Annotated in this window: 26 protein-coding genes and 1 pseudogene; 19 read left to right on the top strand and 8 right to left on the bottom strand. The window is 68.3% G+C overall.

Annotation, left to right across the window (positions count from 1 at the left end; genetic code table 11):
* Positions 1-271: 271 nt before the first annotated feature.
* Both J5T34_RS00500 and J5T34_RS00495 read right to left on the bottom strand, forming a co-directional pair.
* Complete coding sequence (locus J5T34_RS00500) at positions 272-1810, bottom strand: YifB family Mg chelatase-like AAA ATPase (RefSeq protein WP_208577409.1); 1539 nt, start codon at positions 1808-1810, stop codon at positions 272-274.
* A 286-nt stretch (positions 1811-2096) separates the two neighbouring features.
* Positions 2097-2327: pseudogene (locus tag J5T34_RS00495) on the bottom strand (accessory factor UbiK family protein); the annotation flags it as partial.
* 381 nt (positions 2328-2708) lie between these two features.
* Here J5T34_RS00495 and J5T34_RS00490 point away from each other — a divergent pair.
* The 3 genes from J5T34_RS00490 (at position 2709) to amt (ending at position 5489) form a co-directional block, all read left to right on the top strand.
* Entirely contained in the window at positions 2709-3479 is a 771-nt protein-coding gene (locus J5T34_RS00490; RefSeq protein ID WP_208577407.1) for a TorF family putative porin, read from the top strand.
* Between the two features lie 67 nt (positions 3480-3546).
* Complete coding sequence (locus J5T34_RS00485) at positions 3547-3885, top strand: P-II family nitrogen regulator (protein WP_006159494.1); 339 nt, start codon at positions 3547-3549, stop codon at positions 3883-3885.
* Positions 3886-3959: 74 nt separating this feature from the next.
* Positions 3960-5489, top strand: coding sequence for an ammonium transporter (amt, locus tag J5T34_RS00480; RefSeq protein ID WP_208577405.1), 1530 nt, complete (start codon positions 3960-3962; stop codon positions 5487-5489).
* A 301-nt stretch (positions 5490-5790) separates the two neighbouring features.
* Here the strand turns inward: amt and J5T34_RS24025 are convergent, their stop codons facing one another.
* A complete protein-coding gene (locus tag J5T34_RS24025) occupies positions 5791-5913 on the bottom strand; it encodes a hypothetical protein (RefSeq protein WP_279633719.1) in 123 nt (40 codons plus the stop codon).
* A gap of 94 nt (positions 5914-6007) precedes the next feature.
* Between J5T34_RS24025 and gshA the strand changes: the two genes are divergently transcribed.
* The 9 genes from gshA to mnmH all read left to right on the top strand — a co-directional run bounded on the left by gshA (position 6008) and on the right by mnmH (position 14503).
* Positions 6008-7303 carry a glutamate--cysteine ligase gene (gshA, locus tag J5T34_RS00475; protein ID WP_149317153.1) on the top strand — a complete coding sequence of 432 codons (1296 nt, stop codon included), beginning with the start codon at positions 6008-6010 and terminating at the stop codon, positions 7301-7303.
* Between the two features lie 57 nt (positions 7304-7360).
* Entirely contained in the window at positions 7361-8347 is a 987-nt protein-coding gene (gene gshB, locus J5T34_RS00470) for a glutathione synthase (RefSeq protein ID WP_208577403.1), read from the top strand.
* A gap of 90 nt (positions 8348-8437) precedes the next feature.
* Positions 8438-8893 (top strand): PTS sugar transporter subunit IIA, encoded by a 456-nt coding sequence (locus J5T34_RS00465; RefSeq protein WP_174108910.1) that lies wholly within the window; start codon positions 8438-8440, stop codon positions 8891-8893.
* The gene (locus J5T34_RS00460) at positions 8862-9131 is read left to right on the top strand and encodes an HPr family phosphocarrier protein (RefSeq protein WP_006579200.1); all 270 of its coding nucleotides are present in this window, start codon (positions 8862-8864) and stop codon (positions 9129-9131) included. Before J5T34_RS00465 ends, J5T34_RS00460 begins: the two co-directional genes overlap by 32 nt.
* A gap of 50 nt (positions 9132-9181) precedes the next feature.
* Positions 9182-10963 carry a phosphoenolpyruvate--protein phosphotransferase gene (ptsP, locus tag J5T34_RS00455; RefSeq protein ID WP_208577401.1) on the top strand — a complete coding sequence of 594 codons (1782 nt, stop codon included), beginning with the start codon at positions 9182-9184 and terminating at the stop codon, positions 10961-10963.
* A gap of 214 nt (positions 10964-11177) precedes the next feature.
* Complete coding sequence (locus J5T34_RS00450; protein ID WP_174108915.1) at positions 11178-11486, top strand: (2Fe-2S)-binding protein; 309 nt, start codon at positions 11178-11180, stop codon at positions 11484-11486.
* 120 nt (positions 11487-11606) lie between these two features.
* The gene (bfr, locus tag J5T34_RS00445; protein ID WP_006579203.1) at positions 11607-12086 is read left to right on the top strand and encodes a bacterioferritin; all 480 of its coding nucleotides are present in this window, start codon (positions 11607-11609) and stop codon (positions 12084-12086) included.
* 228 nt (positions 12087-12314) lie between these two features.
* Positions 12315-13370 carry a selenide, water dikinase SelD gene (gene selD / locus J5T34_RS00440; RefSeq protein WP_208577399.1) on the top strand — a complete coding sequence of 352 codons (1056 nt, stop codon included), beginning with the start codon at positions 12315-12317 and terminating at the stop codon, positions 13368-13370.
* On the top strand, positions 13370-14503 hold the full coding sequence (gene mnmH / locus J5T34_RS00435) for a tRNA 2-selenouridine(34) synthase MnmH (RefSeq protein WP_208577397.1): 1134 nt from the start codon (positions 13370-13372) through the stop codon (positions 14501-14503). Before selD ends, mnmH begins: the two co-directional genes overlap by 1 nt.
* A 180-nt stretch (positions 14504-14683) precedes the next feature.
* Here mnmH and J5T34_RS00430 read toward each other — a convergent pair whose 3' ends face one another.
* From J5T34_RS00430 to gpmA, 3 genes are all read right to left on the bottom strand, one after another.
* Complete coding sequence (locus tag J5T34_RS00430) at positions 14684-15433, bottom strand: HesA/MoeB/ThiF family protein (protein ID WP_208577395.1); 750 nt, start codon at positions 15431-15433, stop codon at positions 14684-14686.
* Positions 15434-15510: 77 nt separating this feature from the next.
* Positions 15511-17124 carry a S41 family peptidase gene (locus tag J5T34_RS00425; protein WP_208577393.1) on the bottom strand — a complete coding sequence of 538 codons (1614 nt, stop codon included), beginning with the start codon at positions 17122-17124 and terminating at the stop codon, positions 15511-15513.
* Positions 17125-17300: 176 nt separating this feature from the next.
* The gene (gene gpmA / locus J5T34_RS00420) at positions 17301-18047 is read right to left on the bottom strand and encodes a 2,3-diphosphoglycerate-dependent phosphoglycerate mutase (RefSeq protein WP_208577391.1); all 747 of its coding nucleotides are present in this window, start codon (positions 18045-18047) and stop codon (positions 17301-17303) included.
* 152 nt (positions 18048-18199) lie between these two features.
* Here gpmA and J5T34_RS00415 point away from each other — a divergent pair, with 152 nt between their 5' ends.
* From J5T34_RS00415 to J5T34_RS00395, 5 genes are all read left to right on the top strand, one after another.
* Positions 18200-18613 (top strand): rhodanese-like domain-containing protein, encoded by a 414-nt coding sequence (locus tag J5T34_RS00415; RefSeq protein WP_208577389.1) that lies wholly within the window; start codon positions 18200-18202, stop codon positions 18611-18613.
* A 149-nt stretch (positions 18614-18762) separates the two neighbouring features.
* Positions 18763-19020, top strand: coding sequence for a glutaredoxin 3 (gene grxC, locus J5T34_RS00410; RefSeq protein WP_006579210.1), 258 nt, complete (start codon positions 18763-18765; stop codon positions 19018-19020).
* Between the two features lie 152 nt (positions 19021-19172).
* Positions 19173-19691 carry a protein-export chaperone SecB gene (gene secB, locus J5T34_RS00405; protein ID WP_149317143.1) on the top strand — a complete coding sequence of 173 codons (519 nt, stop codon included), beginning with the start codon at positions 19173-19175 and terminating at the stop codon, positions 19689-19691.
* A gap of 159 nt (positions 19692-19850) precedes the next feature.
* Positions 19851-20876, top strand: coding sequence for an NAD(P)H-dependent glycerol-3-phosphate dehydrogenase (locus J5T34_RS00400; protein ID WP_208577387.1), 1026 nt, complete (start codon positions 19851-19853; stop codon positions 20874-20876).
* The gene (locus J5T34_RS00395; protein WP_208577385.1) at positions 20873-21877 is read left to right on the top strand and encodes a tripartite tricarboxylate transporter substrate binding protein; all 1005 of its coding nucleotides are present in this window, start codon (positions 20873-20875) and stop codon (positions 21875-21877) included. Before J5T34_RS00400 ends, J5T34_RS00395 begins: the two co-directional genes overlap by 4 nt.
* A gap of 69 nt (positions 21878-21946) precedes the next feature.
* Here the strand turns inward: J5T34_RS00395 and trmL are convergent, their stop codons facing one another.
* Positions 21947-22417: a tRNA (uridine(34)/cytosine(34)/5-carboxymethylaminomethyluridine(34)-2'-O)-methyltransferase TrmL gene (trmL, locus tag J5T34_RS00390; RefSeq protein WP_208577383.1), complete on the bottom strand. Its 471-nt coding sequence runs from the start codon at positions 22415-22417 to the stop codon at positions 21947-21949.
* 61 nt (positions 22418-22478) lie between these two features.
* On the bottom strand, positions 22479-23225 hold the full coding sequence (locus tag J5T34_RS00385; RefSeq protein WP_432207615.1) for a ComF family protein: 747 nt from the start codon (positions 23223-23225) through the stop codon (positions 22479-22481).
* Positions 23226-23336: 111 nt separating this feature from the next.
* On the opposite strand from J5T34_RS00385, the gene J5T34_RS00380 reads away from it, so the two are divergent.
* Both J5T34_RS00380 and J5T34_RS00375 read left to right on the top strand, forming a co-directional pair.
* Positions 23337-24329, top strand: coding sequence for a methyltransferase domain-containing protein (locus tag J5T34_RS00380; protein WP_347880621.1), 993 nt, complete (start codon positions 23337-23339; stop codon positions 24327-24329).
* A 238-nt stretch (positions 24330-24567) separates the two neighbouring features.
* A complete protein-coding gene (locus J5T34_RS00375; RefSeq protein WP_174108913.1) occupies positions 24568-25080 on the top strand; it encodes a DUF2244 domain-containing protein in 513 nt (170 codons plus the stop codon).
* Positions 25081-25105 lie beyond the last annotated feature (25 nt).

The following is a 25105-nucleotide window of genomic DNA, read 5'->3' as shown; positions in this document are numbered from 1 at the left end:
GGCGATCCCCGGGCCGGTTTGCTTCAATGGTGGTTACCTCGCCCCCTGGAGCCACCGATGCCGCGCCGCGCCGACCATACCGTTCCACCGATAGAAGACCCGCCCCCGCCCGGCGTGCCGCCGGATCATCCGCCGATCGAGGACGAGCCCGAACCGCCGGGCGAGCCTCCCGAGGCGCGCAGGTTTGATTGACAGCAACGCGCCGCCACCCCGCCGGTTTGCTCCCCTCTCCCACAAGCGGGAGAGGGGAGCCGATGACCACCGTGAGTCGCTAAACCGGGCGCAGCACCCGCCGGTACTGCACGGCCTCTGCCGCATGCGCCGCGTCGATGACGTCCGCGCCGCCCAGATCCGCAATGGTGCGCGCCACCTTAAGCACGCGAAAGTAGGACCGCGCCGACCAGCCCAGCCGCGCCATCGCCGCGCGCAGCAGCCCCTGCGCCTGCTCGTCCAGCGGGCAATGCCGGTCGATCTGCTGTCCCGCCAGTTCCCCGTTGGGTTTGCCCTGCCGTTCCAGCTGCCGCGCCCGGGCCGTCAGCACGCGCGCTCGGATCGCCGCGCTGTCCTCGCCGGGCGGACCGTCCAGCGTCTCCTGCTGGCTTTGCGCCGGCACCTCGATCTGCAGGTCGATCCGGTCCAGCAGCGGCCCGGACAGCCGCGACTGGTAGCGCTGGACCTGGTCGGGCGTGCAGCGGCAGGCGCGGGTCGGATGGCCCTGGTAGCCGCAAGGGCAGGGGTTCATCGCCGCGACGAACTGGAAGCGCGCCGGAAATTCTGCCTGCCGCGCCGCGCGCGAGATCGTGATGCGGCCAGACTCGAGCGGCTCGCGCAGGACCTCGAGCACGCGCCGTTCGAACTCCGGCAGCTCGTCCAGGAACAACACGCCGTGATGCGCCAGCGAGATCTCGCCGGGGCGCGGATCGCCGCCGCCGCCGACCAGCGCCGCCGCCGAGGCGGTATGGTGCGGCGCGCGGAACGGCCGGCGGCCCCAGCGCTCGGCCTGGAAGCCGGCTCCGGTCAGGCTCAGCACCGCGGCGGATTCGAGCGCCTCCTGCAGCGTCATCGGCGGCAGCAGCCCGGGGAAGCGCTGCGCCAGCATCGACTTGCCGGTGCCTGGCGGGCCGATCAGCAAGGCCGAATGTTGGCCGGCGGCAGCGACCTCCATCGCGCGCCGGGCTTGTGCCTGGCCGCGAACGTCGCGCATGTCCGGCATGCCGGCCAGCGTGCCGCCGGAAGGAGCCGACGCGACCGGCCGGGCGCGCGCCAGCGGCGGACCGGTGCGGGCCAGGTGCGCGCAGACCTCCGGCAATGAGGCGGCCGCCAGCACGGTAACCGAGTCGACCAGCGCGGCCTCCGCGCCGTTGCCGGCCGCCACCACGAAGCTGCGTGGCGCGCCGCCCGCTGCGCCGGCGTGATCGCGCGCCAGCCCCATCGCCATCGCCAGCGCGCCGCGCACCGGCCGCAGCGCGCCCGACAGCGACAGTTCCGCGGCGAATTCGTAGCCCTCCAGCGCCGGTGCCGGGATCTGGCCGCTGGCGGCGAGGATGCCCAGCGCGATGGCCAGGTCGAAGCGGCCCGATTCCTTGGGCAGATCGGCCGGCGCCAGATTGACGGTGATGCGGCGGTTCGGGAATTCGAAGCCGCAGTTCAGGATCGCCGCGCGCACGCGCTCGCGGCTCTCGCGTACCTCGGTCTCCGCCAGCCCGACGATGGCGAAGGCCGGCAAACCGTTGGCCAGATGGGTTTCGACCGAGACCGGCGGCGCGTCGATGCCGGTCAGTGCGCGGCTGCGCAGGACGGCGAGGTGCATGGAGGCGATCCGGGGAAAAGGGAGAAAGGAGAGGGGGGAACGGCGTTCCGGCATGTCACCGATCTATTAACGCCGCCGTAAACGCAGAAGGCCGCCGGTTGCCCGGCGGCCTTCGCGCGGTGTGGGTCTGCCTGGGTCAGCCAGCCAGCCCCGGGTTGGTCGGCCCGGTGCCCGGCTCGGGCGTGGTCGAGCCCGGTACCGACGTGGCCGAAGCCGCCGAGCCCGGCGTGCCGACGCCGGCGGTGCCGACCGTGGCCGGCCCCACGCCAGCGGTCCCCGTCATGCCGGCGCGCCGTTCCAGATCGGCGACGCGCATTTCCAGTTCCTCGAGCCGCGCCCGCGTGCGGGCCAGCACCTGCGACTGCACGTCGAATTCCTCGCGCGTGACCAGATCGAGCTTGGCAAAGCCCTGGGTCATCATGCTGCGCACGTTCTTTTCGATGTCCTTGGCGGGCGAATTGCGCAGGACCTCGCTGACCTTGCTCTGCAGGTCGTTGAAGAGATCGGTCGGTTTCATCGTTTCTCCTTCTGCACCGTCGGGGTGCATCGATCGGGGGCGGCGGGGGCGACCGGACGGGCGCATCTGCACGTTATCGGTGCAGCGCGCGCCCGTGGCGGCGGCCGGCACCAGCCGGTGGCATGGGCCGATTATGGCCCGTGAAGCGCGCGGGGAAAAGCGGCTTCGACCTGGCGGACACAGCATTTAACCCGGCACGGCCCGTGCGGCCCCGTGTGGCGGGCTTTCTGAAGGCAGATTGAAACCGTCCTGCGACCGGCGCCACGCGCGCGTCGCCGCGGCAGTCGATGCGCGTCCGCGGCCCTCCTCATCCTGGCATGGCAGTTGCAGTATCCGGCTGACAAAGAAGTCCCGAGCCCAAAGGAAAAGGAGAAGAAATCCATGAAGACGCTGGCCCTCGCCATCGGCGCGCTGACGCTGTGCGGTTCCGCCACCACCGCGCTGGCGCAGAGCGCGCCCGCGACCGCCGAAGCGGCCTCGCCGCATACGTTCACGGCGAACGTGACGCTGGCCTCCGAATACCGCTACCGCGGCATCATGCAGACCAATCGCCGGCCGGCGATCCAGGGCGGCTTCGACTACAGCCATGTGAGCGGCTTCTACGCGGGCAACTGGAATTCGAGCATCAGCTGGCTGAACGACAGCAACGACGAGGTGTCGGCGCCGATCGAGATGGATTTCTACGCCGGCTTCAAGAACACCTTCGGCGACGGCAAGTGGAACTACGACGTCGGCGTGCTGCAGTACTACTACCCCGGCGACTATCCGGCCAACTTCACGCGGCCGTACACCACCGAGATCTACGCGGGCATCGGCTACGGTCCGGTGTTCCTCAAGTACTCGTACGCGCCGACCAATCTGTTCGGCTTCTACGACAGCAAGAACAGCTGGTACGTCGACCTGGCGGCCAATGTGCCGCTGGAATTCTGGGGCCTGACGCTGAACGCGCACGTCGGCTACCAGAAGGTGCAGAACGTGGCGGACGCCTCGTACACCGACTGGAAGCTCGGCCTGACCAAGGACCTGGGCAACGGCTTCTCGGCGGCGGTCGCGTACATCGACACCAATGCGAAGCGCGGCGTCTACACCAACACCTCCGGCCGCTACATGGGCAAGGCCACGGTGGTCGCGACGCTCACCAAGACTTTCTAAACAGAAACAGGATCAGCACGAGCGGGTGCCCCGGTCGCAACGGGGCTGCGCTGTCAGGAGAACACGGATGAAACTGATCATCGCCGTCATCAAGCCGTTCAAGCTCGACGAGGTGCGCGAGGCGCTCTCGGATGTGGGCGTGTCCGGCATCACCGTCACCGAGGTCAAGGGCTTCGGTCGGCAGAAGGGCCATACCGAGCTGTATCGCGGCGCCGAATACATCGTCGACTTCCTGCCCAAGGTCAAGATCGAGGTGGCGGTGCCCGACGACGTGGTCGATCGCGCCATCGAGGCGATCGAGAAGTCGGCCCGCACCGGGAAGATCGGCGACGGCAAGATCTTCGTCGCGCCGATCGAGCAGGTCATCCGGATCCGTACCGGGGAGACCGGCGGCGACGCCCTGTAACGGCACGCCGACGCGAACACACGAGCCACACAAGCGCCACACAAGCGCGAACAGAGCGACAAGAGGGTATGCAGATGACTAGCTGGTTCAAACGATTGCTGACTGCCGGCGCCATGGCGCTGGCGCTGGGCACGGCGGGCATGGCCCTGTCGGGCCCGGCCGCGGCGCAGGACAAGCCCGCCGCCGAGGCTTCGGCCGCCGTCACGGCGCCGGCCGCCCCGGCTGCCGCAACCGCCGCCCCGGCAGCGGCCCCCGCGCCGGCCGCGGAAGCCGCGGCGCCGGCCGCCGCGCCGACGCCGAACAAGGGCGATGTCGCCTGGCTGCTGATGTGCACGGCCTTCGTGATCCTGATGACGCTGCCGGGCCTGGCGCTGTTCTACGGCGGCCTGGTCCGTTCGAAGAACATGCTGTCGGTGCTGATGCAGTGCCTGGTGATCTTCTCGCTGGTCGCGCTGCTGTGGGCCATCTACGGCTACAGCTTCGCCTTCACCGAGGGCAACGCCTTCTTCGGCGGCACCGATCGGCTGTTCATGAAGGGCCTGACCCCGGAAGCGGTCACGGCGACCTTCAGCAAGGGCGTGGTGATTCCGGAGCTGGGCTTCTTCGCCTTCCAGTGCGCGTTCGCCGCGATCACCTGCAGCCTGATCATCGGCGCCTTCGCCGAACGGGCGCGCTTCTCGGCGGTGCTGGTGTTCATCGTGCTGTGGTTCACCTTCGCCTACATCCCGATGGCCCATATGGTCTGGTTCTGGCCGGGTCCGGATGCGTACACCGATGCGGCGGCGGCCGAAGCGGCCACGGCCAAGGCCGGCTGGCTGTTCCAGAAGGGCGCGCTCGACTACGCCGGCGGTACCGTGGTGCATATCAACGCCGCGGTGGCGGGTCTGGTCGGTGCCTACATGTTCGGCAAGCGCATCGGTTTCGGCCGCGAGGCGCTGCGCCCGCACAGCCTGACCTTCACGATGGTGGGCGCCTCGCTGCTGTGGTTCGGCTGGTTCGGCTTCAACGCCGGCTCGGGCCTGGAAGCGAACGGCGGCGCCGCGCTGGCCTTCGTCAACACGCTGCTGGCGACCTGTGCCGCGGTGCTGGCGTGGACCTTCGGCGAGTGGATCACCAAGGGCAAGCCGTCGATGCTGGGCGGTGCGTCGGGCGCGGTCGCCGGCCTGGTGGCGATCACCCCGGCAGCGGGCTTCGTCGGCCCGATGGGCTCCATCGTGATGGGCCTGGTGGCCGGCCTGCTGTGCCTGTGGGGCGTGACCGGCCTGAAGCGGATGCTCGGCGCGGACGATTCGCTCGACGTGTTCGGCGTGCACGGCGTCGGCGGCATCGCCGGGGCGATCCTGACCGGCGTGTTTGCGGCGCCGAGCCTGGGCGGTGTCGGCATCTACGACTACGTCGCCAACAAGGTATCGGACAACTATTCGATCGCCAGCCAGGTCTGGGTGCAGACCGAAGGCGTGCTGACCACCGTGGTGTGGTCGGCGGTGGTGGCCTTCGTCGCCTTCAAGCTGGTGGACCTGCTGATCGGCCTGCGCGTGCCCGAGGACGAGGAGCGCGAAGGTCTGGACATTACTTCGCACGGCGAGACCGCCTACGAGGCCTGATCGGAACGAACGCGCGATGCGGGGCCCCACGGCTTGCCGCCCCCGCATCGGCAACGGTGTTGTGCTGGAGAGCTGATTGGGAATCTTCTCTCAGGAGTTTTGCCCGGCCGCGTGCCGGGCTTTTTTATTGGCCGGCCGCCCGCAAAGCCAGCGCCGGCGCGGGATACCGGGCAGATAGGCAAGCACTGTTCGCCATCCGCTTAAATCCGAATTCAAAATCCTTCATTTGTGTTAAGGACAGCACCCGCATAGAGTGCAGGTGAGGCAGTTTCCTCCACCTGCAGAACGCTCCCCGTATCTGTCAGGCCACTTGAAACGCGGCGATGCCGCGTTTTTTTTTGCCCTGAAGACGGCGCTCCTCGCGCTCTTTGAAATCGGCGGCCCATCCCCATATTGTTAGCCCAAGGCGGAAACGATCGGACATTGACCGGTCCCGCCGGCATTGGCATGCGAACTGCATGCAATTGGCCGTTCCTCTACAATCGGGGCGGACGATAAAGACGATCAATAGGATGGATATGGTCCCGCACCTCATCACCGCGCTGAACGGCCCGCTGCTCGAACTGGAAAAGAAGATACTGGACGCCACCCCGTCCATCGAGCGGTGGTTCCGTCTGGAATGGCAGGAGCATACCCCTCCGTTCTACTGTTCGGTCGATCTGCGCAATGCCGGCTTCAAGCTGGCCCCGGTCGATACCAACCTGTTCCCCGGCGGTTTCAACAATCTGGCGCCCGAAATGCTGCCGCTGGCCGTGCAGGCCGCGATGGCGGCGATCGAGAAGATCTGCCCGGATGCCAAGAACCTGCTGCTGATCCCCGAGCGCCATACCCGCAACATGTTCTATCTGCAGAACGTGGCGCGGCTGTCGCTGATCATGCGCCAGGCCGGCCTCAATGTCCGGCTGGGCTCGCTGTCCGAGGACATCACCGAACCGACCCCGATCGAGCTGCCCGACGGCCAGACCCTGGTGGTCGAGCCGCTGACCCGGCTGGGTACCAAGGACCGCCGGCTGGGCCTGAAAGACTTCGACCCCTGTTCGATCCTGCTGAACAACGACCTGTCGGCCGGCGTGCCGCCGATCCTGGAAAACATCAACGAGCAGTACGTGCTGCCGCCGCTGCACGCGGGCTGGTCGACGCGGCGCAAGTCCTCGCACTTCTCGGCCTACGACGAGGTGGCCAAGAAGTTCGCCAAGCTGATCGACATCGACCAGTGGATGATCAATCCGTATTTCGCCAAGGTCGGCGGCATCGACTTCCATGAGCGGGTCGGCGAGGACGCGCTGGCGGACGCGGTCGAGGGCGTGCTCAAGAAGATCGCCAAGAAGTACCGCGAGTACGGCATCAAGGAAACGCCGTACGTCGTGGTCAAGGCCGATGCCGGCACCTATGGCATGGGCGTGATGACGGTGCGCGATCCGGCGGAGGTCAAGGGCCTGAACCGCAAGGAACGCAACAAGATGAGCGTCGTCAAGGAAGGCCTCGAGGTCAACGACGTGATCATCCAGGAAGGCGTGCATACCTTCGAGAAGGTCAACGAGGCGGTGGCCGAGCCGGTGGTCTACATGATCGACCGCTACGTCGTTGGCGGCTTCTACCGGGTGCATACCGGCCGCGGCGTCGACGAGAACCTGAACGCGCCGGGCATGCATTTCGTGCCGCTGGCGTTTGCGCCGAACAGCATTCCCGACACCCATGCGAAGCCGGGTGCCGCGGTGCCGAACCGGTTCTACATGTATGGCGTGGTGGCGCGGCTGGCCTTGCTGGCGGCCTCGCTGGAACTGGAAAAGACCGACCCCAATCCGATCCTCTGATCGCCCGCCCCGGCGCCGGGGCGCTGCCAACGGGACCATCAACCGGAACACGCCAGCATGCGCATTCTGTTCATTACCGATCCGCTCGAGACCTTCAAGACCTACAAGGACTCCACCTACGCGATGATGACCGAGGCCGCCTCGCGCGGCCACGAGCTGTTCTTCTGCCTGCAGTCGCAGCTGTCGCTGGTCGGTGGTGCCGTCGAGGCGGTGGCGCAGCGGCTGCATCTGACGGGCGCCGGCGATGATCACGGCCACGATCACCCTGCCTGGTTCCGCCTCGATGCCGCCGCCGCGATGCCGGTGCCGTCGTTCGACGCGGTGCTGATGCGCAAGGACCCGCCGTTCGACATGGAATACGTGACCAGCACCTGGCTGCTGGAACTGGCCGAGTCGCAGGGCGCCAACGTCTTCAACAAGCCGCAGGCGATCCGCGACCATTCCGAGAAGGTGGCGATCGCGCAGTTCCCGCAGTTCATCACGCCCACGCTGGTCACGCGCGATGCCGCCCGGATCCGCGCCTTCCACGCCGAGCATCGCGACATCATCGTCAAGCCGCTGGACGGCATGGGCGGCATGGGCGTGTTCCGCGTCGGTGCCGACGGCATGAACCTGGGCGCGATCATCGAAACGCTGGGCGCGAACGGCGTGCGTACGTTGATGGCGCAGCGCTATATCCCGGCGATCAAGGACGGCGACAAGCGCATCCTGCTGATCGGCGGCGAGCCGGTGCCGTACGCGCTGGCGCGGGTGCCGATGGCCGGCGAGGTGCGCGGCAATCTGGCGGTGGGGGGCACGGGCCGCGCCCAGCCGTTGTCCGAACGCGACCGCGAGATCGCGCAGACGCTGGCGCCGGTGCTGTGGCAGCGCGGCCTGCTGCTGGTCGGGCTCGACGCGATCGGCGACTACCTGACCGAGGTCAACGTGACCAGCCCGACCTGCTTCCAGGAGATCATGCAGCAGACCGGTTTCCCGGTTGCCGGCATGTTCATCGACGCACTGGAGCGGGCGGTCGCAGCGCGCGCCGCTGCGAAGGGCGCCTGAGCGTCGGCGCCTGCGCGCTCCAGCACACTGCGCGCGGCGTCGCCGTTACCCCGCCTGCTACAATCGCGCCAATCCACAGGATTCACCATCATGGCAGGCATTCTGATCATCGCGCACGCGCCGCTCGCTTCCGCGCTGCGGGACTGCGCCGCGCATGTCTATTGCGGCGAGCCGAAGCGGCTCGAGGCGATCGACGTCGCTCCCGATGCGGAGCCGGCGGCCGTGCTGGCCGAGGCGCGGCGGTGCCTCGCCTCGGTGATCGAAGACAATGGGGCGCTGGTGCTGACCGACATCTTCGGCGCCACCCCCGCCAATATCGCCGCCCGGCTGGCCGAGCCGGGCCGGATCAAGGTGCTCGCCGGCGTCAATCTGCCGATGCTCGTGCGGGCGATCTGCTACCGCTCCGAAAAGCTGGACCAGCTCGCCACCAAGGCGCTCGCCGGCGGCTCGCAGGGCGTGCTGCAGATCGGCTCGACCACCGTACAGAACCAGATCGCCAACCACCCCGACAAGTATGCTGCAGAGGGACGTCACCATCATCAATAAGCTCGGGCTGCATGCCCGCGCCTCCGCCAAGCTCACGCAACTGGCGGGCAGTTTTGTCAGTCAGGTCAGAATGTCGCGCAACGGGCGCCAGGTCGACGCCAAGAGCATCATGGGTGTGATGATGCTGGCCGCGGGCATTGGCTCGACGGTCACGATCGAGACCGAGGGACCCGACGAGCAGGAGGCGATGGACGCGCTGACCGCGCTGATCGCCAATCGGTTCGGCGAGGGAGAATGAGGGCGCAGGCCCTGTCCGGATTTCACCAACGTTCCTGAACGGAGCGGTTCATGCCATTCGCCCTGCACGGCATCCCAGTCTCGCGCGGCGTAGCGATCGGGCGCGCCCACCTGCTGGCGCCCGCCGCGCTCGACGTGTCCCATTACCTGGTCGACGAAGACCGGCTCGAGGACGAGGTGCAGCGCCTGCGCAACGCGCGGGCCGCGGTGCGGGCCGAACTGGCGGCGCTCAAGCGCGACCTGCCGCGCGATGCGCCGGAGGAGATGGGCGCCTTTCTCGACGTGCACGCGATGATTCTCGACGACGAGATGCTGTCGCGCGAGGCCGAGAGGCTGGTCCGCGAGCGCCGCTACAACGCCGAATGGGCGTTGACGACGCGGCTCGAGGATCTGATGCGCCAGTTCGACGAGATCGAGGACGAGTACCTGCGCGAGCGCAAGGCCGATATCGAGCAGGTGGTCGAGCGGATCCTGAAGGTGCTGGCCGGCGCGCCGGTACTGACGCCGGCGCCGGTGCCCGCGATCGCGGCCGACGGCCAGCCGGCGCCGGGGGTCATCGTGGTCGCCCACGACATCTCGCCGGCGGACATGCTGCAGTTCCGCCATACCGTGTTCCACGGCTTCGTCACCGACCTGGGCGGGCGCACCTCGCATACCGCGATCGTCGCGCGCAGCCTCGACATTCCGGCCGCGGTCGGCGTGCAGAACGCCAGCGAGCTGATCCGTCAGGACGACTGGATCATCATCGACGGCGATGCCGGGCTGGTGATCGTCGATCCGACGCCGATCATTCTCGAGGAGTACCGGCACCGGCAGAGCGAGCGGGCGCTGGAGAACAAGCGGCTGCAGCGGCTGCGGCATACCCCGGCGGTGACGCTGGACGGCATCGAGATCGATCTGCTGGCCAATATCGAGATGGCCGAGGACGCCTCCGCCGCGCTGGCAGCAGGCGCGGTGGGCGTGGGCCTGTTCCGCTCCGAATTCCTGTTCATGAACCGGCGCGGCGAACTGCCCGGCGAGGACGAGCAGTTCGAGGCCTACCGCGCCGCGGTCGAGGCGATGCGCGGGATGCCGGTGACCATCCGCACCATCGACATCGGCGCCGACAAGCCGCTGCTGGATTTTCGCGACGGGCGCGACGGCCGCGGCGAGGAATACGAGACCGCGCTGAATCCGGCGCTGGGTTTGCGCGCGATCCGCTGGTCGCTGTCCGAGCCGGCGATGTTCCTGACCCAGCTGCGCGCGCTGCTGCGCGCCTCGGCCTTCGGACCGGTGCAGCTGCTGTTCCCGATGCTGGCGCATGCGCGCGAGATCGACCAGACGCTGGAGCTGCTGGCGCGCGCCAAGCACGAGCTCGATCAGCGCGGGGTCGCCTACGACCCGAATCTGAAGGTCGGCGCGATGATCGAGATCCCGGCCGCGGTGCTGCTGCTGCCGCTGTTCCTGCGGCGCATGGACTTCCTGTCGATCGGCACCAATGACCTGATCCAGTACACGCTGGCAATCGACCGCGCCGACAACGCGGTCGCGCATCTGTATGACCCGCTGCATCCCGCCGTGCTGCAGCTGATCGCCCGGACCATCCGCGAGGCCAACCACGCCGGCGTGCCGGTCGCCGTCTGCGGCGAGATGGCGGGCGACCCGGCGATGACCCGGCTGCTGCTCGGCATGGGCCTGCGCGAGTTCTCGATGCATCCGGCCCAGCTGCTGCGCGTCAAGCAGGAGATCCTGCATGCCGACTGCGGGCGGCTGGAGGGCCTGGTCGAGCAGGTGCTGTGCGCGTACGAGCCGGAAGAGGCCGCGGCCGCGCTGGCCAGACTGTCGCAACCCTGAAACCGGCGGGGTTATAGGGCGGCGTATTTATGCTTCGTGCGTCTCTTCTGTTTCTGGGAGGTGATGCGGTAAGCCCTTGATTTCGCAGCAAAGTGATGCCGATTCCCTTTAGTGTTTCTGTTTCTTAATGGGAATTGTTATCATTTTTGATCTCTGTTATTCTGCCTCCACCAGTCAGGACATGCCGGTGTCCGCGCTGCCCCAAGGAGGCTTTGTGTACGTCTGCATCTGCAACCAGGTAACCGATCGCGAGATTCATGGCGCCGTCCAGCTGGGCGTCTCCACGCTCGACGAGCTGGCCGAAACGCTCGGCGTCGGCACTTGCTGCGGCCGCTGCCGTGATTGCGCGCAGCAGGTCCTTGCCGAGGGCGTTGCAGCGTCCTGCCACAGCGCCTCCGCCGTGACGGCCCAGACCGTCCACGTCGTCCAGTTTTCCTCCTGTTCCTCGTCGGGACCGCGTGCCATAATGGACACACGGGACCCGGCAGTCGCGAACGACCAGCAAACCGAGCTGGTTGCCTGAACACGCTGGCCGATCGCAGAGCGGCGATCGGCGCGTGTCTTCGTCGTTTTCCTCTGACTGCACGCGGCGCAACCAGCGCCGCGTCGTGTTTTTGCGGGCCCGTAGCAATTAGGAGCCCCCATGAAAGGTGACAAGAAGGTCATCCAGTATCTGAACGCGCAGCTCACCAACGAGCTGACCGCGGTCAACCAGTATTTCCTGCACGCCCGTATGTATCGCCACTGGGGCCTGAAAAAGCTCGGCGACGTGGAGTACAAGGAATCGATCGGCGAAATGAAGCATGCCGACCGGCTGATCGACCGCATTCTGATGCTCGACGGACTGCCCAACCTGCAGGACCTGCACAAGCTGCTGATCGGCGAAGACACGCCCGAGATGCTCAAGTGTGACCTGAAGCTGGAGCAGACCGCTCACGTGACGGTCAAGGAAGGCATCGCCTACTGCGAATCGGTCGGCGACTATGTCAGCCGCGAGATTCTGGTCGACATCCTGACCGATACCGAAGAGCACATCGAGTATCTGGAAACCCAGCTGGATCTGATCGACAAGGTCGGCCTGCAGAACTATCTGCAATCGCAGATGGAGCCGGGCGAGCAGTAAGCCCGGCCGCGGCAGGACCCGCAAGGCCCCGCGACGCCAGTTTCCGGGCCAGGCGGTCGTCAGCGGCGCCTCACCGAGCCGCCCGCCGCCGCGCGCTTCGCGGCTTGAATCCCTCTCATTCCCATTCGGTTTCTCATCTCCGGTCCCGACTTGCCGGTCCATTGCCGGTCACCGATCTTCAGCACTGCCGCCCCCTCCGCGGTCCGATCTTCCAGCGAGGACACCTTCATGCCGGAACCCATCCGATTGACGCAATACAGCCACGGCGCCGGCTGCGGCTGCAAGATTTCGCCGCAGGTGCTCGACGTGATCCTGGCCGGCAGCGGGCCGCAGCATCTCGATCCGCGGCTGTGGGTCGGCAATGCCTCGCGCGACGACGCGGCGGTCTACGCGATCGATGGCACCGACGATGGCCGCGCGCTGGTGTCGACCACCGACTTCTTCATGCCGGTGGTCGACGACCCCTTCGACTTCGGCCGCATCGCGGCCACCAATGCGATCAGCGACGTCTATGCGATGGGCGGCGATCCGCTGCTCGCGATCGCGATCCTGGGCTGGCCCGTCAATGTGCTGCCGCCCGAGGTCGCGCGCGAAGTGGTGGCCGGCGGGCGGCGCGCCTGCGACGAGGCCGGCATCGCGTTGGCCGGCGGACATTCGATCGACGCGCCCGAGCCGATTTTCGGGCTGGCCGTGACCGGCATCGTCGAGCGTGCACATCTGAAGCGCAACGACACCGCGCGCGCCGGTTGCCGGCTGTATCTGACCAAGCCGCTGGGCATCGGCGTGCTGACCACCGCCGGCAAACAGGGCAAGCTGCGCGACGAGCATAGCCGGCTGGCGACCGACTGGATGTGCCGCCCGAACCGTCTCGGCAGCCGCTTCGGCCGGCTGGAAGCGGTGCGCGCGATGACCGACGTGACCGGCTTCGGCCTGCTCGGCCATCTGGTGGAAATGGCGGACGGCAGCGGGCTCACCGCGCGGCTGGACCATGCCGCGGTGCCGCTGCTGCCGGGCGTGCGCGAGTACGTCGCGGCCGGCTGCGTGCCCGGCGGCACCCAGCGCAACTTCGCCAGCTACGGGCACCGCATTGCCTGTGTCGATGGCGAACTCGATGCGGCACGGCGCGCCGTGCTGTGCGACCCGCAGACCAGCGGGGGGCTGCTGGTCGCGGTCGAGCCCGCGGGCGAAGCGAAATTCCTTGCCGTCGCGGCGGAGTGCGGCCTCACGCTCGAATGCATCGGCGAGATGACCGAGCGCGGCGATCACGCGGTGATGGTGTGCTGATGGACAGTCTGCCTGCGTCAGCGGCGGTGACCGCCCGGCCGGACAGCGCCGACTATCGCGCGCTGCTGCTGTCCGGCGTGCCGATGCTGGACGTGCGCGCGCCGGCCGAGTTCGCGCGCGGCGCCTTTCCGGGCGCGGTCAATCTGCCGCTGATGGACGACGACGAACGCCACCGCGTCGGCTGCCGCTACAAGGAGGAAGGCCAGCAGGCAGCGATTGAACTCGGCCACACGCTGGTCGGCGGCGAGGTCAAGGCGAGGCGAGTGGCCGCCTGGGCCGAGTTCGCGCGGCGCCATCCCGACGGCTATCTGTACTGCTTCCGCGGCGGGCTGCGCTCGCAGATCTCGCAGCAATGGCTGCGCGAGGCCGGCATCGACTATCCGCGCGTGATCGGCGGCTACAAGGCGATGCGGACCTTCCTGATCGACACGCTCGATGCCGCCGTGACCGAATGCGACTGGCTGGTGCTGGGCGGGCTGACCGGCAGCGGCAAGACCGCGCTCTTGGCCGAGCTCGACAACGGCGTCGATCTCGAAGCCCATGCGGCGCATCGCGGCTCCAGCTTCGGGCGCCGCGCGCGTCCGCAGCCGACCCAGATCGATTTCGAGAACGGGCTGGCCATCGATCTGCTGCGGCGGCGCGCGGCCGGCGCCGCCGCGCTGGTGGTCGAGGACGAGGGCCGATTCATCGGCAGCCGCGACGTGCCGCCGCGCCTGTACGCCCGCATGCAGGCAAGCCCGCTGGTCTGGCTCGACGAACCGTTCGAGGCGCGCGTCGAACGCGTGCTGCAGGACTACGTGGTCGATCTGGCGGCGGAATTCATCGCCGCGCATGGCGCGGACAAGGGCTTCGAGGCGTTCTCGGAACGGATGCGCGACGCGCTGGCCGGCATCGCGCGCCGGCTTGGCGGGGCACGCTACCAGCGCCTGGCCGCGCTGCTCGCGCATGCATTGCAACGCCAGGCACAGAGCGGCGAGGTCGACGAGCACCGCCTCTGGATCGCGGTGCTGCTGCGCCATTACTACGACCCGATGTACGACTACCAGCGCGAGGCCAGGGAGAGCCGCATCGCCTTTCGCGGCGATCGCGCGGCGGTACGGGAATATTTGCGGGAGCGGGCAGGGCGCCGCTAAGTCCGAATGAACAGACGCAACTCGCACGCCGGCTGGTGTTCCCCTCTCCCGCGTGCGGGAGAGGGGTAGGGGAGAGGGAAACAGGCTTCCGCCATGCCGACGCGGTAGCCATGACGACCGCCCTTGCCCTCTCCCCCGGCCCCTCTCCCGCAAGCGGGAGAGGGGAGGAACATCATGGCCTCAATGCCCGCCGCAAACCTCGCAATCAGGCGTGCGCGCGAGCGCCATCGTCGTCCATTCCATGCGGAACGCATCGACCATCAGCAGCCGCCCCGCCAGCGTCTCGCCGACACCGGCGATCAGCTTCAACGCCTCGGCCGCCTGCACGGTGCCGACCATGCCGACCAGCGGGGCGAACACACCCATGGTCGCGCAGGCCGCCTCGGGCGCGTTTTCCGACGGCGGAAACAGGCAGGCGTAGCACGGCGCCTCGTCGCGCCGGCGGTCGAACACGCTGATCTGCCCGTCGAAGCGCAGCGCGGCCCCGGAGACCAGCGGCACGCGATGCGCGACGCAGGCGCGGTTGACCGCATGGCGCGTGGCGAAGTTGTCGCAGCAGTCCAGCACCACGTCGGCGTCGCGCACCAGCGCATCGAGTTCGCTGTCGCCGACGCGCGCCGGCACCAGCCGCACATCGATCTCGGGATTGATCCGCAGCATGCCCTCGCGCGCCGACTCGACCTTGGGCCGGCCGACGTTGGCGGTGGTATGCAGGATCTGGCGTTGCAGATTGGTCAGGTCGACATCGTCGTTGTCGACCACGACGATGGTGCCGACGCCGGCCGAGGCCAGGTAGGGCAGCGCCGCGGCGCCAAGGCCGCCGGCGCCGATCACCAGCGCGCGGCCGTTCAGCAGCCGGCTCTGGCCTTCGATGCCCAGTTCATCGAGCAGGATGTGCCGCGAGTAGCGCAGCAGTTGGTCGTCGTTCATCGGGCGGGCGGCGGGACCGGGGTCCCGCCGCGATGCGTCGGTCTACGCGTTGTACAGACGTGGTTCAGGCGTTCCGCTCAGGGCGCCTTGCCGGTCGGCGTGCCGAGCGGCTTGCCCATCGGCGCGCTGGCCGGCGGCTTGCTGTCCGGCTTCACTTCCGGTGCGGCCGGCTTGGCGTCCGGCGCCGGGGCCCGCTTGGACGGATCGGCCTTGACCGGTCCCTTGGGCGCCTTGCTGTCGGACACGGGCGTGGCTTCGAGCTTCGAATGCGAGCGCTTGACCGGCTGGCCCTTCAGCTGGGCGATGGCCTGCTGCAGCATGAAGTCCTCGGCGGAGCCGAACTCGACCGGCTTCTTGCGCCGATCCTTCTCGCGTTCCTCCGGCGACTTCTTCGCGTTCTCTTCCTCGAGCCGGCGCAGTTCCTCGACGCGGCGCTGCTCGCGCTCGGTCATCTCGGCTTCCTCGGACTCCTGCTTGTTGTGCAGGTGGCGCTCGGTATCGATTTCGCGCGTGATCAGCGCGTCGTCCGGATCGCCTTCCGGGTTCTGATCGACCGGAATGTCCGGACGGATGCCCTTGGCCTGGATCGACTTGCCCGACGGCGTGTAGTAGTACGCGATGGTCAGCTTGATGCCGGTGTCGTTGGTCAGCGGCCGCACGGTCTGCACCGAGCCCTTGCCGAACGTGGTCTTGCCCATGATCAGCGCGCGCTTGTGGTCCTGCAGCGCGCCCGCGACGATTTCCGAGGCCGACGCCGAATAGGCATTGGTCAGCACCACCATCGGGATCTTCTTGAACAGCGGCGGCAGTTCCTTCAGCGGATCGTCCTCGACCGAAGACAGCCGGTAATTGTTGAAGTTGGTCTTGTAGACCCGCTTCGCGTCGGGCACCTGGCCGTTGGTCGAGACCACGGTCACGTCCTCGGGCAGGAAGGCCGCCGACACGCCGACCGCGCCCTGCAGCACGCCGCCGCCGTTGTTGCGCAGGTCCAGCACCAGACCCTTCATGTTCGGATTTTTCTGCGCCAGCTCGGCCAGACGCCGGCCCAGGTCGGACACGGTGCGTTCCTGGAAGCTGGTCAGGCGGACCCAGCCGATGGTCGGATCGACCATCTTGGCCTTGACCGACTGCACGCGGATCTCGGCGCGCGTGATCGACACCGGGAAGGTACGTTCCTCGCTCTTGCGGTAGATCGTCAGCGTGACCTTGGTGCCGGGCTCGCCGCGCATGCGCTTGACCGCCTGTTCGAGCGGCAGGCCGCGCACCGGCTTGTCGTCGATGCGGGTGATCAGGTCGCCGGGCTGGATGCCGGCGCGGAAGGCGGGCGTGTCCTCGATCGGATTGATGACCTTGACCAGGCCTTCCTCCTGCGAGATCTCGATGCCGAGGCCGGCGAAACGGCCCCGCGTGCCTTCCTGCAGTTCCTTGAAGTCCCTGGCGTCCAGATACGACGAATGCGGGTCGAGGCTGGCCACCATGCCCTTGATGGCTTCGGTCAGCAGCTTCTTGTCGTCGACGGGTTCGACGTACTCGCGCTTGATCTGCCCGAAAATGTCCGCCATCAGCCGCAACTGCTCCAGGGGCAGCGGCCCCGAGGAATTCTGTGCGGTCGCGGAAAGCTGCAGCGTGGCGAGCACGCCGGCAACGAGTCCCGCGGAGACAAGGCTGATGTTCTTGAGCGTCTTACGCATGTGGGCTGCCTGAACGTTGGATGGCGCCGGGCAGGGCGCCGTGGATTGCGCCGGTTGCGGCGTGGCGCAAGGGGCGCTGCCGGTCCGGTCTGACCGACAGTATAAGAGCGGGCGGAAAAAAAGGCCGCGCCGCGATGCGGCGCGGGCCTTGATGCGCCGGGCCTGGCGCGTCCGGCTCAGCGCGCCTTGCCCTGGCTGGCGACAGCGGCCAGCGAGGCGGCGATCGCATCCTGGTCGCCCAGGTAGTAATGCCGGATCGGCCGCAGCTCGGCGTCGAGCTCGTACACGAGCGGCGTGCCGTTCGGAATGTTGAGGCCCACGATATCATCATCGGAAATCTGGTCGAGGTACTTCACCAGCGCGCGGATGCTGTTGCCATGGGCGGCGATCACCACGCGCTTTCCGGCTTTGATGTCCGGTGCGATCGATTCGTTCCAGAGCGGCAGCACGCGGGCCACCGTGTCCTTCAGGCATTCGGTCAGCGGAATCAGTTCGCGCGGCACGTTGGCATAGCGCGGATCGTCGAACGAGGCGCGCGGGTCGGTCGGCTCCAGCGCGGGGGGCGGCGTGTCGTAGCTGCGGCGCCAGACCAGGACCTGCTCGTCGCCGAACCTGGCGGCGGTCTCGGCCTTGTTCAGGCCGGCCAGCGCTCCGTAGTGGCGCTCGTTCAGGCGCCATTCGTTGCGAACCGGGATCCACATCAGATCCATCTCGTCCTGCACGTGCCACAGCGTGCGGATTGCGCGCTTGAGCACCGAGGTATAGGCCACGTCGAAGGCGAAGCCGGCGTCCTTCAGCAGTTGACCGGCTTGGCGGGCCTGCTGCGCGCCGGTCTCGGTCAGGTCCACGTCGACCCAGCCGGTGAAGCGGTTTTCCAGATTCCAGGTCGATTCGCCGTGGCGGATGAGAACGAGTTTGTACATGCTGCTTCCAAAGAGTGAGAATGCTGCGCGCGCCGCTTGCCAGCCGTTCGCCAGGCACTCCGCGACACGGGAACCGAGCCCCGCGGAGATGGGCCTGGGCGCGAAACCGGCTATTTTATAATGCCGCCGACACAACCCACCGGAAACCCAACGTGAATTTCTTCGCCGACTACAACAACCTTGCCCTGATCGCCCTCGCGGTGGTGTCGGGCGGCCTGCTGGCCTGGCCCACCATTTCGCGCAGCGCGGGCGGCAAGACGGTCAATGCGACCACGGCGACGCAGCTGATCAACAAGCGCGGCGCCGTCGTCGTCGATATCCGCGAACCGGCCGAATATGCCAAGGGCCACCTGCCGCAGGCCAAGAGCGCGCCGCTGGCCGAGCTGGCCAATCGCGCCGCCGGCCTTGCGAAGGACAAGTCCGCCCCCATCATCGTCGTATGCCAGACCGGCCAGCGTTCGTCCAAGGCACACGCGGCGCTCAAGCAGGCCGGCTTCGGCGAGGTCTATTCGCTCGAAGGCGGCGTGGCCGCCTGGCAGCAGGCCGGTCTGCCGCTGGTCAAGTAAGCGGGCGGGCCGCGCCGGGCCGGGGGGAAGGCGCTGCCGGCAGGCTCGGCCCGACGCTGGTAAAGTCCAGAGATCGACATGTCGACCGGCCGCCGCCCAGATGCCGTGGCGGGGCCGGTCCGAACCGCAAGATGCAAGGAGATAAGCGCATGGCCCGCGTCGTCATGTACAGCACGATGGTGTGTCCGTATTGCCAGATGGCCGAGCGCCTGCTGCGCTCGAAGGGCGTCGAGACGATCGAGAAGATCATGATCGACCGCGAGCCCGGCAAGCGCGAGGAAATGATGAGCCGCACCGGTCGCCGTACCGTCCCGCAGATCTATATCGACGACCGCCACGTCGGCGGCTTCGACGATCTGTCCGCGCTCGATCGCCAGGGGGGCCTGGCGCCGCTGCTGGCAGCCTGATCGGCCCCGGGCGCGGATGAATTCGTCATCCGCGTCATGTACCATATGCGTTTTCCAACCGGACCACGCGGTGGGCCGCCGCCAGTGCGCGCGGCCGCCTGCGGCCCGTCCCCTTCCCCCACGTTCGATTCCCGCCTTTCGGGCAGCCATCCATGAGCGACCAGCAAACCAATCAGCAGCAGGACGATCAACCGTACTTCAATATCCAGCGCGTCTATCTGAAGGACATGTCGCTGGAGCAGCCCAATTCGCCGCAGATCTTCCTCGAAACCGAAGCGCCTTCGGTCGAGGTGCAGGTCAATGTGGGCGCCTCGCAGCTGACGGACGGCATCTTCGAGGTCGTCGTGACGGGCACGGTCACCACCAAGGTGCAGGACAAGGTCGCCTTCCTGGTCGAGGCCCATCAGGCCGGCATCTTCGATATCCGCAACGTGCCGGACGAACAGCTCGATCCGCTGCTGGGCATCGCCTGCCCGACCATCCTGTATCCGTACCTGCGCAGCAATATCGCCGACGTGATCACGCGCGCGGGCTTCCAGGCCATCCATCTGTCCGAGATCAATTTCCAGGCGCTGTACGAGCAGCGCCTGCAGGCGGCGATGGAGCAGGCGCAGGCCGAAGGCGGCGGCGCCGGCATCGTGATGCCCGACGGTACGCAGGCGCGTCACTGATCGCTGCCAACTCTGCCGGCGGAACGGGGCTGCGGCCCCGTTCCGCCTTTTTGCGTCTACAGTTCGGCGTGCCGGCCGGCGTTGTGCCGGCAGCGGCTCCACCCCCCGATCACCGCATCGACCACCGCATCGATGACCCCATCGACTACCGCATCGACCATGAACCTTGCCTTTCTCGGAGCCGGCGCCTGGGGCACCGCGCTGGCCAGCCATGCCGCTAGCGCGCATCAGGTCGTGCTGTGGGGGCGGGACGCCGGGCAGCTCGCCGCGATGGCCGCCTCCGGCGTCAATGCGGCCTATCTGCCGGGCGTGCCGCTGTCCGACCGCCTTGCCTATGAAGCGGATTTCGCCAGGGCGGCCGCGCACGCGCTGCGCGCGCCCGACGGGCTGGTGATCGTCGCCACGCCGGTGTCGGGCCTGCGCGAGATGACGCGGCGCCTGGCCACCGAGGCCGCCGCGCACGGCGTGCCGCTGCGCATGCTGTGGCTGTGCAAGGGCTTCGAGGCGGGCACGCACGCGATGCCGCATCAGATGGTGGCCGAGGAACTGGCCGCGGCCGGCGCGTCGGTGCCGGTCGAATACGGCGTGCTGACCGGGCCGAGCTTCGCGCGCGAAGTTGCGCTGGGACTGCCGTGCGCGCTGACCGTGGCCGGCAACGCACCGGCGGTGGCCGAACTCGCGCAGCGCGCCTTCCATCATCGCGCGATGCGCATCTACGGCAGCGACGATCTGGTCGGCGTCGAGGTCGGCGGCGCGGTCAAGAACGTGCTGGCGATCGCTACCGGCGCCAGCGACGGGCTCGGTCTCGGGCTCAACGCGCGCGCCGCGCTGGTCACGCGCGGCCTCGCCGAGATGACGCGGCTGGGGCTGGCGCTTGGCGGGCGCGCCGAGACCTTCATGGGCCTGGCGGGCATGGGCGACCTGATCCTGACCGCGACCGGCGATCTGTCGCGCAACCGCAAGGTCGGCCAGCAGCTGGCCGGCGGCAGGACGCTGGAGCAGGTGCTGGCGGACCTTGGCCACGTTGCCGAGGGCGTGCGCTGCGCGCAGGCGGTGGCGGCGCTGGCGGACCAGCACGGCGTCGAGATGCCGATCACGCGCGCGGTCTGCGCGGTGCTGTTCGAAGGGCTGGCGGTGGCCGACGCGGTCGCGCAGCTGCTGCAACGCGACGCGCGCGACGAATGACGGTACCGATTCGCCTGAAACAGCGCCGGCATTGGCTCGGCGCGCTGGCTGCCTGCGGCGGTGCGCTGGCCTTGCCGCGAACGCTGCTGGCGGCCGACAAGGACTGGCCCGCGCGGCCGATCCGCATGGTGGTGCCGTTTCCGCCCGGCTCGTCCCCGGACCTGATCGCGCGGTTGGTCTGCGAACCGCTGGCGCAGGCGCTGGGCCAGCCGGTGGTGATCGAGAACCGGCCGGGCGCCGGCGGCAATATCGGCACCGGCCAGGTCGCGCGCGCCGCGCCCGACGGCTATACGCTGCTGTTCACCATCAACGGTCCGCTGGTCACGGCGCCGACGCTGTCGCGCCATCTGCCCTACGATCCGGTGCGCCAGCTGGCGCCGGTGACGCTGGTGGCAACGTCCCCCAATGTACTGGTGGTCGACCCACGCACCGGCGTGCGCGATCTGCGCGAATTCGTCGCGCTGGCACGTGCCCGGCCCGGCGCGCTGAACTACGGCTCGGTCGGCAACGGCAGCGCCGCGCATCTGGCGATGGAGCAGCTGAAGGCGCGTGCCGGCATCTCGCTCGAACACATCCCGTATCCCGGCTTTCCGCAGATCGCTGCGGCGATGATCGGCGGGCAGATTCAGGCTGCCTTCATGGTGCCGGCGATCGCGATGCCGCAGGTCAATGCCGGCAAGCTGCGCGTGCTGGCGGTCACCACCAGCGGGCGCACCAGCCTGTTGCCCTCGGTACCGACCGTGGCGGAATCGGGCTATCCCGGCTTCGAGGCGATCTCGTGGCAGGCCGTGCTGGCACCGGCGGGAACACCGGCGCCGATCGTCGATCGGCTCTATCGCGAGCTGGTGAAGATCATCGGCAGCGACGGTGTGCGCGCGCAGATGCGGGCGCAGTACTTCATGCCGGCCGGCACCGCACCGGCGTCGCTGCGCCAGACCATGGCAACCGAAAAGGCGCGCTGGGACCAGGTCATCCGCGCGGCCGGCGTGCAGCCGGAATAGGCCTGAACCGGAATAGTCCTCGACCGGAATAGTCCTCGAGCGGTCCTCAAGAAAGGGCAGACCCCAGGGTCAGGCGCCGCCGGCGAAGCCCTGCTGGCGCCAGGCCTCGAACACCACCACCGCCGCCGTGTTCGACAGATTCAGGCTGCGGTTGTTGGGCCGCATCGGCAAGCGGATGCGCTGCGACGGCGCGAACCATTCGCGGCGCTCCGGCGCCAGGCCGCGCGTCTCCGAGCCGAACACGAACCAGTCCCCGGGGGCGAAGGCGACCTGGCCGAACGGCGTCGAGCCATGCGTGGTCAGCGCAAACATGCGGGCCGGATCGGGGCGTTCGTCGGCGAGAAAGGCGTCCCAGTTCTCGTGCACCTTCATGCTGGCGTACTCGTGATAATCGAGGCCGGCGCGGCGCATGCGCGCGTCGTCCAGCGGAAAGCCGAGCGGCTTGACGAGGTGCAATTGGGCGCCGGTGTTGGCGCACAGGCGGATCACGTTGCCGGTGTTCGGCGGGATCTCGGGTTCGACTAGGACGACATGGAACATGGCGCGCGCAGCTTACCGTGCCGGGGCGCCGCTGTCATCCCGCGGCTGTTATTGAACGTCATCACGACGGCGCCGGCGTGCGCAGCGCCACCAGCGCGGTAACGCGCGCCGCGCCGTGGCGCTTGAGCACGGCGGCCGCGTCGGCCAGCGTGGCGCCGGTGGTCATCACGTCGTCGACCAGCGCAATATGCCTGCCGTGCAGGCGGCGTGGGTCGGCATGGCGCGCCAGCGCGAAGGCGCCGGCGACATTCAGATGGCGCCGCTCGGACGCCAGCCCGGTTTGGGGGGCGGTGCTGCGCGATCGCACCAGCAGGTCGGCGCTGGCGGCTGCGCCGACAAGCGGTGCCAGCCGGCGAGCGATTTCCCACGCCTGATTGAAGCCGCGCTCGGCGAGCCGCGCCGGGGCCAGCGGGATCGGCACGACGAGGCCGGGTTTGTCGTTCCCATCGAACGTGGAAGGGTCGATCGGATCGCCCGATGGCAGGAACCGTCGTGCGGCCCACGCCGACGCGAGCTCCCGCGCCAGCCAGCCCGCCAGCGGCAGCACGCCGCCGAACTTCAGCGCCAGCACCAGCGCCTCGCGCGGCGGCGCATAGTCGCCCAGCACGATGGTGGCGTCGAACGGGGGCGGCTGGTACCGGCACATCGCGCAGAGGCCGGCGCTCGCCAGTGGCAAGGCGCAGCGCACACAGCGCGGCGTCGGCGTCAGCAGGTCGTCGGCACAACCGACGCAGACCACGTCGGCCTGCACCTGACCGCACAGCACGCAGGCGCACGGCAGCCACCAGTGCGCCAGCCGCTCGCGCAGGGCGCCGGCAAGCCGGGCGAGGCGCGCGTATACTGTCGCCCCAGCAGTCACCCCACCTGTCGGCCCGGCGCCTGCGCGCGTACCCGCTGCGCCTTCGCGGCGCGCCCCGCCGTGCCGATCCTCGTCCTTGCCGCCGCTTCCGTGTCCACGCCTCACGCCGACTCCCCCGAATCCTATCTGCCGCCCGCGCGGCTGACCCGGCTTGCCTTCGATCGGCGCAGCCGCGATTTCGCCCAGCTCGATTTCCTGCTCGGCGAGATCGGCCGGCGCATGCAGGAGCGCATGCCGCTGATCCGCATCCAGCCCGAACGCGCGCTCGATATCGGCTGCGGCCAGGGGCAGGGCCTGGCGGCGCTGCGCGCGCAGTATCCCGATGCGCAGATCGCCGGCCTCGATATCTCGGCCGCGATGCTGGCACAGGCGGCGCAGCGCGATCCGCAGCGGCAGCCCGGCTGGCTCGGCCGCCTGCTGGGCAAGCGGCCGACCTTCGATCTGGTGCAGGGCGATCTTGCCACGCTTCCCTTTGCCGAGGCGACGTTCGATCTGCTGTGGTCCAACCTGGCGCTGCACTGGCATCCCGAGCCGCATCGCGTCTTTCCGGAATGGCATCGCGTGACGCGGACCGATGGCCTGGCCCTGTTCTCGCTGTTCGGCCCGGACACCTTGCGCGAGCTGCGCGATGCCTTCGCCGAGGTCGACGCCGAGCCGCATACGCTGCGCTTTGTCGACATGCACGATATCGGCGACATGCTGGTTCACAGCGGCTGGTCGACGCCGGTGATGGACATGGAAACGCTGACCGTCACCTACGAGACGCCCGAGCGGCTGCTGCGCGACGTGCATGCCTTCGGCGGCATGCGCCGGCCCGGGGGCGGCGCCGAGGAGCAGCGAGGCTCGCGGGGGCTGAAGGGCCGCCACTGGCACCAGGCGCTGCTGGCGGCGCTGGAGCGTCGGCGCAATCGCGACGGCGTGATCGCGCTGACCTTCGAGATCGTCTACGGGCACGCGTGGAAGCTGCCTCCCAAGGGCGGTCAGGTCCGCGACGAACTGGGCCGTACCGTCGTGCCGATCGACCGCATCGGCCGCGGCCGCCCGCGCGGCTGAACCCCAGTGCAGCGCGCCGCCGCACTGCCTTCGTGCATCGTCGCGCTGTGGCGTGGGCGCCTTGCCGCGCCGGGCTTGGCTTGTTACGGTTGACGAAGCGCCCTATAATGCGCCAGTTTGTCGCAGTGGTCCCCTGGCACAGAAGATCGGCGTTTTAGCACCGAAGCAGTGCAGCAGTGCGGTGAAGCCGGCAGAATTCCAGGCGTGCAACCGATGCAGCGATGCAGAGTGGTTGGCGATGCAGGAACTCGGTATCGCACTCCAGACGGCGCGTGACGGGCCCGGTGAACGTTCAAACGGAGCCCATGCCGTGCCGAACAACGACTGGCTGATGAAGCGAAATTGCTCGCTGTCTCCACGCCAGGTCGGCTGGTTTTACCTCTCCATCGTCAGTATTTCCCTTGCCATCGCCCTGTTCTTCGCGTGGCGAGGAGCATGGCTCGTGCTGCCCTTTGCGGGGCTCGAGCTGGCCGGGCTCGGCGTGGCATTGCTCGCCTATGCACAGCATGCGACAGACTACGAGCGCGTCACGCTCAGCGAGGGCAGGTTGGTGGTCGAAAAGGCCAGCGCCGGTGAGGTGACCCGCGACGAATTCAACCCGCACTGGGTGCGGGTCGAACTGGGCGAATCGTTTCCGGCGCTGGTGGTGGTGCGCTCTGGAACGCACGCTGTGCAGGTGGGGTGTTTTCTGGACCCGTACAAGCGACGAAAGTTCGCGCAGGAACTCGTTTCAGCCTTGCACGCCTTGTAAAAAAAGGGCGGCACCGCTGGGAGCG

It is taken from the genome of Cupriavidus gilardii, assembly GCF_017598945.1.
GTDB classification, from domain to species: Bacteria; Pseudomonadota; Gammaproteobacteria; order Burkholderiales; family Burkholderiaceae; genus Cupriavidus; species Cupriavidus gilardii_E.
Note: the sequence above shows the minus strand (reverse complement) of the source record. Positions and strands in the feature narration are given on the sequence as shown.

Bases quoted from the DNA above. Each gene is read 5' to 3' on its own strand.
- J5T34_RS00490 (WP_208577407.1), top strand. From the start codon at position 2,709: ATGAAGACGCTGGCCCTCGCCATCGGCGCGCTGACGCTGTGCGGTTCC.
- J5T34_RS00425 (WP_208577393.1), bottom strand. From the start codon at position 17,124: ATGCGTAAGACGCTCAAGAACATCAGCCTTGTCTCCGCGGGACTCGTT.
- grxC (WP_006579210.1), top strand. From the start codon at position 18,763: ATGGCCCGCGTCGTCATGTACAGCACGATGGTGTGTCCGTATTGCCAG.
- J5T34_RS00375 (WP_174108913.1), top strand. From the start codon at position 24,568: ATGCAGGAACTCGGTATCGCACTCCAGACGGCGCGTGACGGGCCCGGT.
- amt (WP_208577405.1), top strand. From the start codon at position 3,960: ATGACTAGCTGGTTCAAACGATTGCTGACTGCCGGCGCCATGGCGCTG.
- gpmA (WP_208577391.1), bottom strand. From the start codon at position 18,047: ATGTACAAACTCGTTCTCATCCGCCACGGCGAATCGACCTGGAATCTG.
- selD (WP_208577399.1), top strand. From the start codon at position 12,315: ATGCCGGAACCCATCCGATTGACGCAATACAGCCACGGCGCCGGCTGC.
- gshB (WP_208577403.1), top strand. From the start codon at position 7,361: ATGCGCATTCTGTTCATTACCGATCCGCTCGAGACCTTCAAGACCTAC.
- mnmH (WP_208577397.1), top strand. From the start codon at position 13,370: ATGGACAGTCTGCCTGCGTCAGCGGCGGTGACCGCCCGGCCGGACAGC.
- J5T34_RS00465 (WP_174108910.1), top strand. From the start codon at position 8,438: ATGGCAGGCATTCTGATCATCGCGCACGCGCCGCTCGCTTCCGCGCTG.
- J5T34_RS00460 (WP_006579200.1), top strand. From the start codon at position 8,862: ATGCTGCAGAGGGACGTCACCATCATCAATAAGCTCGGGCTGCATGCC.
- J5T34_RS00400 (WP_208577387.1), top strand. From the start codon at position 19,851: ATGAACCTTGCCTTTCTCGGAGCCGGCGCCTGGGGCACCGCGCTGGCC.
- J5T34_RS24025 (WP_279633719.1), bottom strand. From the start codon at position 5,913: ATGTCCGATCGTTTCCGCCTTGGGCTAACAATATGGGGATGGGCCGCC.
- J5T34_RS00430 (WP_208577395.1), bottom strand. From the start codon at position 15,433: ATGAACGACGACCAACTGCTGCGCTACTCGCGGCACATCCTGCTCGAT.
- ptsP (WP_208577401.1), top strand. From the start codon at position 9,182: ATGCCATTCGCCCTGCACGGCATCCCAGTCTCGCGCGGCGTAGCGATC.
- J5T34_RS00485 (WP_006159494.1), top strand. From the start codon at position 3,547: ATGAAACTGATCATCGCCGTCATCAAGCCGTTCAAGCTCGACGAGGTG.
- trmL (WP_208577383.1), bottom strand. From the start codon at position 22,417: ATGTTCCATGTCGTCCTAGTCGAACCCGAGATCCCGCCGAACACCGGC.
- secB (WP_149317143.1), top strand. From the start codon at position 19,173: ATGAGCGACCAGCAAACCAATCAGCAGCAGGACGATCAACCGTACTTC.
- bfr (WP_006579203.1), top strand. From the start codon at position 11,607: ATGAAAGGTGACAAGAAGGTCATCCAGTATCTGAACGCGCAGCTCACC.
- J5T34_RS00500 (WP_208577409.1), bottom strand. From the start codon at position 1,810: ATGCACCTCGCCGTCCTGCGCAGCCGCGCACTGACCGGCATCGACGCG.
- J5T34_RS00395 (WP_208577385.1), top strand. From the start codon at position 20,873: ATGACGGTACCGATTCGCCTGAAACAGCGCCGGCATTGGCTCGGCGCG.
- gshA (WP_149317153.1), top strand. From the start codon at position 6,008: ATGGTCCCGCACCTCATCACCGCGCTGAACGGCCCGCTGCTCGAACTG.